This window comes from Sporosarcina beigongshangi (genome assembly GCF_033485195.1).
Lineage (GTDB): Bacteria > Bacillota > Bacilli > Bacillales_A > Planococcaceae > Sporosarcina > Sporosarcina beigongshangi.
The window spans coordinates 168,786-175,025 of record NZ_JAWLIR010000016.1 but is presented as its reverse complement, the minus strand read 5'-3'; the positions used below and the strand labels follow the sequence as shown (position 1 = coordinate 175,025).

Genomic DNA, 6,240 nt, shown 5'->3' with positions numbered 1-6,240 from the left:
ATAGAAGGCGGAATTACAGGAATTGAAATCACTTTCACCGTGCAAGATGCAGATCAAATCATTCGCGAATTAGCGACTCTTTACCAACAAAATAACAACGTTGTTATTGGGGCAGGTACAGTTTTAGATGCAATTACGGCGCGAATTGCTATTTTAGCCGGAGCTGAGTTCATCGTCAGTCCAACTTTCGACCAAGAAACTGCTGAGTTATGTAATCTGTACCAAATTCCTTATATGCCAGGATGTATGACGATTACTGAAATGAAGCAAGCACTTAAATCAGGCGTTGATATTATTAAATTATTCCCTGGAAACACATTTGGGCCGGATTGGGTCAAAGGTGTGAAGGCTCCACTCCCACAAGTGAATATTATGCCAACGGGTGGAGTAGATCTGGAAAATGTAGCGCAGTGGATTAAAAATGGCTGCGTTGCTGTAGGTGTAGGTGGCAGTTTAGTAGCACATGCCAAAACGGGCGAGTTTGAAAAAATGACAATAGACGCAAGAAGGTTTGTTGAAAAAGTCCAACAAGCTAGAGAGGCGTAAGGATGAAAAAAATAATTACATTTGGAGAAATCTTATTACGTCTTTCTACTAGAATTGGAGTACGGGCAGTTCAAGCGAATGAGCTAACGATGCACTATGGTGGTGCTGAAGCGAATGTAGCAGTATCATTAGCCAATTTTGGGCATACTGTCCGTTTTGTAAGTAAAGTGCCGAATAACCAACTCGGTCATGCAGCAGAAAGACATTTGCGCTTGTATGGTGTTGACACAAGTTATGTCTTGCACGGCGGTGAACGCTTAGGCACTTACTATTTAGAAAGCGGGGTAGGAGAAAGAAGTGCGCAGGTCGTCTATGACCGGAAATATTCTAGTCTTTCTGAGCTGACAGAAGAGGAAATCGACTTCGATGAAATCTTTCAGGGGGTAAACCTTTTTCATGTTTCGGGTATTACACCTGCTTTATCTCCTACCTTACAAGCGCTAACGCTACTTGCGTTACAAAAAGCAAAAGACCACGGCGTAGTGACAAGCTTTGATTTCAATTATCGTTCAAAACTGTGGAATCAAAAGGAAGCAGCGAATGCTATTAAACCACTTTTACCGTATGTCGATATTTGTTCTTGCGGTGAATTGGATGCGATTCATTTACTTGAAATTGCCGAGGCTCCTAATTCGCTCAATAAAGAGATGAAGCTGCAATACTATTACGAACAAATACAAAAAATGTACCCGAACATTACGTATATGAGTTCAACTTTTCGACAAATAATTTCCGCCTCTGCCAATACCTTACAAGGTAATTTGTTTGCAGATGGAGTTTTATATCATTCCAAAGAGCATCATATTGAGCCCATTGTCGACCGTGTCGGTGGGGGGGACGCATTTGCCGCAGGCATTTTACATGGAATACTAGAGGGGCAATCTCTTGAAAAAACTGTTTCATTTGCAACAGCTGCGTCTGCATTAAAACATACTGTACATGGAGATTGTAATGTCTTTTCGGTAGATGAAATTAATGGATTTATTGAAAATGGCTCAGGTCGTATCATTCGTTAGGTTGAAGGATTAAAAGGACTTATCCAATAGGAGGATGGAAAATGGAAACACGTTATGCAAATCACCCAGAAGAAATAAAGAGATACAATACAGATGAATTGAGAAAACATTTTCTTGTCGAAACACTTTTTGAAGCTGGAAAAGTTCATTTAACGTATACGCACGTAGACAGAATGATTTTTGGTGGCGTGACACCGACGAATGAGGAGTTAACAATTAAGCTAGATAAGGAGCTAGGGGTTACTTATTTCCTTGAACGCCGTGAACTAGGCATTATTAATATTGGTGGAGAAGGCTCTGTCATCTTAGATGGTGAGGAGTACCAAATGGTTGGTCGAGACGGATTATATGTGGGGAGAGGAACAAAAGAAGTGTTATTCCGTTCTAAGGACGCGAGTAATCCTGCGAAGTTTTACATTAACTCTGCTCCGGCACATCATACGTACCCAACGGTGAAAATTGATATTAATAATATTAAACCGCTTGAAATGGGTGAGCCAGGTACGTTAAATGTCCGCAAAATTTATCAATATGTTCACCCGAATAATTGTGAAAGCTGCCAACTACAAATGGGCTTAACAATGTTGCAGGCTGGAAGTGTTTGGAATACAATGCCTTGCCATACGCATGAGCGTCGGATGGAAGTTTACTTATACTTCGATATGGAACCAGAAACAAGAGTATTCCACTTCATGGGTGAACCAGATGAAACGAGACATTTAGTCATGAAAAATGAACAAGCGGCTATTTCACCAAGCTGGTCGATTCATACTGGAACTGCAACGAGTAACTATACATTTATTTGGGGCATGTGCGGAGAGAACATCACATATGACGATATGGACCATGTCGCGATGGCAGATTTGAGATAAAACAAAGTTAATTAGGGAGGACTATACGCATGACGAATCAGTTAAATGAATTCTCACTAGATTTTTTCTCTTTGGCAGGCAAGGTTGCCATTGTAACTGGTGGAAACAAAGGATTAGGTCAAGGGTATGCAGTTGCACTTGCTAAAGCGGGTGCAGATCTCTTCATTGTGACCCATGGCGATGAGTGGGATGAAACGCGAGCGTTAATCGAACAACAAGGACGTAGAGTTGAGTTTTTCCAGGCGGACTTGACTGATAGAGAAAAAGTGAAAGAATTAGTTGCTAAATGTCAAGAAGTCTATGGACAAGTGGATATTTTAGTCAACAACGCCGGAACAATTCGACGCGCTCCACTACTTGAATACAAGGGTGAAGATTGGGATGCAGTAATGGAACTCAATCTCAATTCCATGTTTTTCTTAAGTCAGGAAGTTGCTCACTTAATGGTTAAACAAAAGAGTGGTAAAATCATTAATATTGCTTCTATGCTATCATTCCAAGGTGGGAAGTTTGTTCCTCCTTATACAGCGAGTAAGCACGGTGTTGTAGGCTTAACGAAAGCATTCACCAATGAATTGGCGGAACACGGAATTCAAGTAAATGCGATTGCACCTGGCTATGTAAAAACAGCAAATACTGCACCGATTCGTGCAGATGAAAAACGTAATAGTGAAATATTAGCACGCATACCAGCAGGGCGTTGGGCAGACCCAGCAGACTTAATGGGAACTGTCGTCTTCTTAGCAAGTAAGGCGTCTGATTATATGAATGGCTCCATCATTGCTGTCGATGGCGGATGGTTGTCGAGATAATATTTTTCAAATACGCCGTATCACTGGCAGTGATACGGCGTATTGCGTATATAAAACTAGTAAAGAGGGGATAATCATGGAATTGAATTTAGGAATACGTGCACATGATATTGAAAATCAGACGACAATAGAGGGGTTAGTAGAAGAAATTGCAGGCAAGGGACTAACATCTGTGCAGCTAGCGCTAGGTAAATCCTTTACAGAGATGAATACGAGTGTTGGCAGTTTAAGTCCTGGCTTTGCTCGCCATATCGGGGATGAATTTCGGAAGAAAGATGTTCAAATAGCTGTGTTAGGCTGCTATATTCACATGATCCATCCTGACAAAGACAAAAGAAAACAAGAATTGGATCGATTTAAAGAGCATATTCGCTTTGCAAGAGATTTTGGTTGTAGTATTGTTGGTACTGAAACCGGAAATGTCTATGAAAAGACAGGCTATACGGTAGACAATTACGAAGAACAACCTTTTCTAGAAGTAGTAGAGAGCGTTAGCGAATTGGTGGCAGAAGCGGAGAAATTTGGTGTCATTGTTGCTATAGAAGGAGGCATTAATCATCCTGTTCATTCTCCGCAAGTATTAAAAAGACTATTGGATAGCATTGATTCGCCAAATCTTCAAGTCATCTTTGATCCGGCAAATTTCTTGAATCCGACAAACTATCATAGGCAAGAAGAAGTTTTTCAAGAAGCAATGGACCTTTTTGGCGATCGAATGGTCATTATGCATGCCAAAGATTTTATCATTGAAGACGATTGGATCAAAATGGTTCCAGTAGGTACAGGACTACTAAATTATGATGCAATCTTCAAATTAATAAAGCCGAAAAAACCGTATATCAATGTATTGTTGGAGAACACAAGAGAGCCTTATATTAATGATAGCATTGCGTTTTTAAAGGAGAAATACAAACAGGCTTAACATAGGGGAGGGAAGTTATATGGATAAAAAACTGCGTGATGACATTTTTCAGCATGCAAAGGAATGGGTCTTACAAGCTGGTGAAACCATTCGTACAAAAATTAATGATCCACTCATTATTGATACGAAATCTAACCCAAAAGATCTTGTTACGACGATGGATAAAGAAACGGAATATTTTTTAGCTACAAATATCAAAAAAACGTATCCGCATCATCTGTTGTTTAGTGAAGAAGGCTATGGAGATGATGTCACATCATTGGATGGAGTTGTATGGATTGTTGATCCAATAGATGGCACAATGAACTTTGTACAGCAAAAAAGGAATTTTGCTATTTCCATCGGTATCTTTCACCAAGGCATTGGTGAGATTGGCTTTGTTTACGATGTCATGGCTGATATTCTGTATAGTGCTAAAAGAAATGAAGGAGCTTATAAAAACGATGTGAAGCTGCCAACTTTAAAGCCACAACTTTTGCTTGAAGAAGCGATGCTTGGTTTCAATCATCATTGGCTATGCGAGAATAGTGTCATGGATGAGCGGATTATGCAGCAGTTGGTCAAGAAAATACGGGGCTCAAGAACTTATGGTTCAGCAGCTTTAAAGCTTGCCTATGTTGCGGAAGGAATTATAGATGGTTATTTAACAATGAATCTTGCTCCATGGGATATAGCAGGCGGCATTATTCTTGTGAATGAAGTAGGTGGTGTCACAACAGATTTAGATGGAGCCCACATCACACTGTTGACAAACGAATCTACATTAACCTGTCATCCAGCCGTTCAGCAGGAAATCATTCAAGAGTATTTGCGACAAGGCAAAAAATAATCATGGACATTAATACCGAGAGGGCAGGTGTGGTTAGAAATGACTTCGTCATTCCTAGTCACACCTTTTTTCGGTCTGCTTATTGTGAATAATTGCCTTTCGCGGCCCCGGCCCTACACATCAAGATACATCGTTAATGGTATAGTAGTAGTTCAATCCAAAGTGAATCAAAACCAAACTGTAAGCAGAGTGCCAAGTATATGAATAAATTTCACCTGTTTATTAATAGTCAATCAACAAGTATATTTTTATTAACTGCACAACTGGCTCTTTCATTTAGAATAGGAGTTAGTTTCTTAACAAGGGGCTGTACTTCCTTCTCTTCAATGAACTGGATAATGGTTGTAACAATTTCAGCCGCCAGCGTATCAACCGGTACACCAATACAGGTTAATGGGATTTCAATATCGGCCATTTGGGGAATATTATCATAACTAATAATGGAGATATCTTCAGGAATTTGTAGGTTTCTCTCCTTAATGCCCCGAATAATGCCACCACTAATATCAAAGCTCCCCCCCACAATCGCTGTAGGGTGAGTAGAATTGGCAAGAGTTTTTAAGGTTGCGAGATAACCATCGTATGCATTCAGTCCAGCTGTATCGATTAACTGATCATTGTCTCCTGGCAAACCAAATAGTGTCATTGCTTTCTTAAATCCATTGTATTTCTCGATTTGCATTGGGTCAGTAGATGATAAGTCTCCGATATAAACGATATTTGTATGACCTAATTGAGTTAAGTAATGCACCGCTTCATACATGGCTTGCTCATGATTCGCATCAATTATCGGATAAGGGGAGTTTTCTTTACCTGCAACTCCATAGGAAAGCAATGGAATTGAACTTGTATCAATAGATATATCCGTATTCTCTTCAAATAAAATGATGCCATCTGTTTGAAATCTTTTAAATGTATCTAAAGCTATTTGTACAGGATCGACAGAAAGAATCATGGAATAGGGTGTTGCGTTAATCTTATCACTAATTTTTGTCACCAATGTTGATAGGACAACTCGTTCAATTGTTGGCCAAATGAGTCCGATAATTCTCGTTTGTTTAGAAGCAAGTCTTTGTGCGGCAAAATTAGGCTCGTAACCTAATTCTTTTGCAATCTCGACGATTCTTCTTTTCGTATCTTCCCTAACTAAGGGACTATTATTTAATGCCTTTGACACAGTGGAATAACTCACTTTGGCAACTTTCGCAATATCTTTGATTGTTATGTTCAAAATTCATCACCT

General features: G+C 39.7%; 7 protein-coding genes. 6 read left to right on the top strand and 1 reads right to left on the bottom strand.

What is annotated here, in order from left to right:
• The 6 genes from R2B77_RS09910 to R2B77_RS09885 all read left to right on the top strand — a co-directional run.
• The coding region (locus tag R2B77_RS09910) for a bifunctional 2-keto-4-hydroxyglutarate aldolase/2-keto-3-deoxy-6-phosphogluconate aldolase (protein WP_322555684.1) at positions 1–546 on the top strand (546 nt) is incomplete at its 5' end.
• Positions 547–548: 2 nt separating this feature from the next.
• On the top strand, positions 549–1,562 hold the full coding sequence (locus R2B77_RS09905; RefSeq protein ID WP_203247582.1) for a PfkB family carbohydrate kinase: 1,014 nt from the start codon (positions 549–551) through the stop codon (positions 1,560–1,562).
• 41 nt (positions 1,563–1,603) lie between these two features.
• Positions 1,604–2,434 carry a 5-dehydro-4-deoxy-D-glucuronate isomerase gene (gene kduI / locus R2B77_RS09900; protein WP_203247583.1) on the top strand — a complete coding sequence of 277 codons (831 nt, stop codon included), beginning with the start codon at positions 1,604–1,606 and terminating at the stop codon, positions 2,432–2,434.
• Positions 2,435–2,463: 29 nt separating this feature from the next.
• Entirely contained in the window at positions 2,464–3,246 is a 783-nt protein-coding gene (gene kduD / locus R2B77_RS09895) for a 2-dehydro-3-deoxy-D-gluconate 5-dehydrogenase KduD (protein WP_203247584.1), read from the top strand.
• 76 nt (positions 3,247–3,322) lie between these two features.
• Positions 3,323–4,168 (top strand): sugar phosphate isomerase/epimerase family protein, encoded by an 846-nt coding sequence (locus R2B77_RS09890; protein WP_203247585.1) that lies wholly within the window; start codon positions 3,323–3,325, stop codon positions 4,166–4,168.
• Positions 4,169–4,187: 19 nt separating this feature from the next.
• Complete coding sequence (locus R2B77_RS09885; protein WP_203247586.1) at positions 4,188–4,997, top strand: inositol monophosphatase family protein; 810 nt, start codon at positions 4,188–4,190, stop codon at positions 4,995–4,997.
• 229 nt (positions 4,998–5,226) lie between these two features.
• On the opposite strand, the gene R2B77_RS09880 is transcribed toward R2B77_RS09885, so the two are convergent.
• Entirely contained in the window at positions 5,227–6,228 is a 1,002-nt protein-coding gene (locus R2B77_RS09880) for a LacI family DNA-binding transcriptional regulator (RefSeq protein ID WP_203247587.1), read from the bottom strand.
• Positions 6,229–6,240: the final 12 nt, after the last annotated feature.

What these genes read in the sequence shown, in the direction of transcription:
- R2B77_RS09905 (WP_203247582.1), top strand. Translation starts at nt 549, where the DNA reads ATGAAAAAAATAATTACATTTGGAGAAATCTTATTACGTCTTTCTACT.
- R2B77_RS09890 (WP_203247585.1), top strand. Translation starts at nt 3,323, where the DNA reads ATGGAATTGAATTTAGGAATACGTGCACATGATATTGAAAATCAGACG.
- kduI (WP_203247583.1), top strand. Translation starts at nt 1,604, where the DNA reads ATGGAAACACGTTATGCAAATCACCCAGAAGAAATAAAGAGATACAAT.
- kduD (WP_203247584.1), top strand. Translation starts at nt 2,464, where the DNA reads ATGACGAATCAGTTAAATGAATTCTCACTAGATTTTTTCTCTTTGGCA.
- R2B77_RS09885 (WP_203247586.1), top strand. Translation starts at nt 4,188, where the DNA reads ATGGATAAAAAACTGCGTGATGACATTTTTCAGCATGCAAAGGAATGG.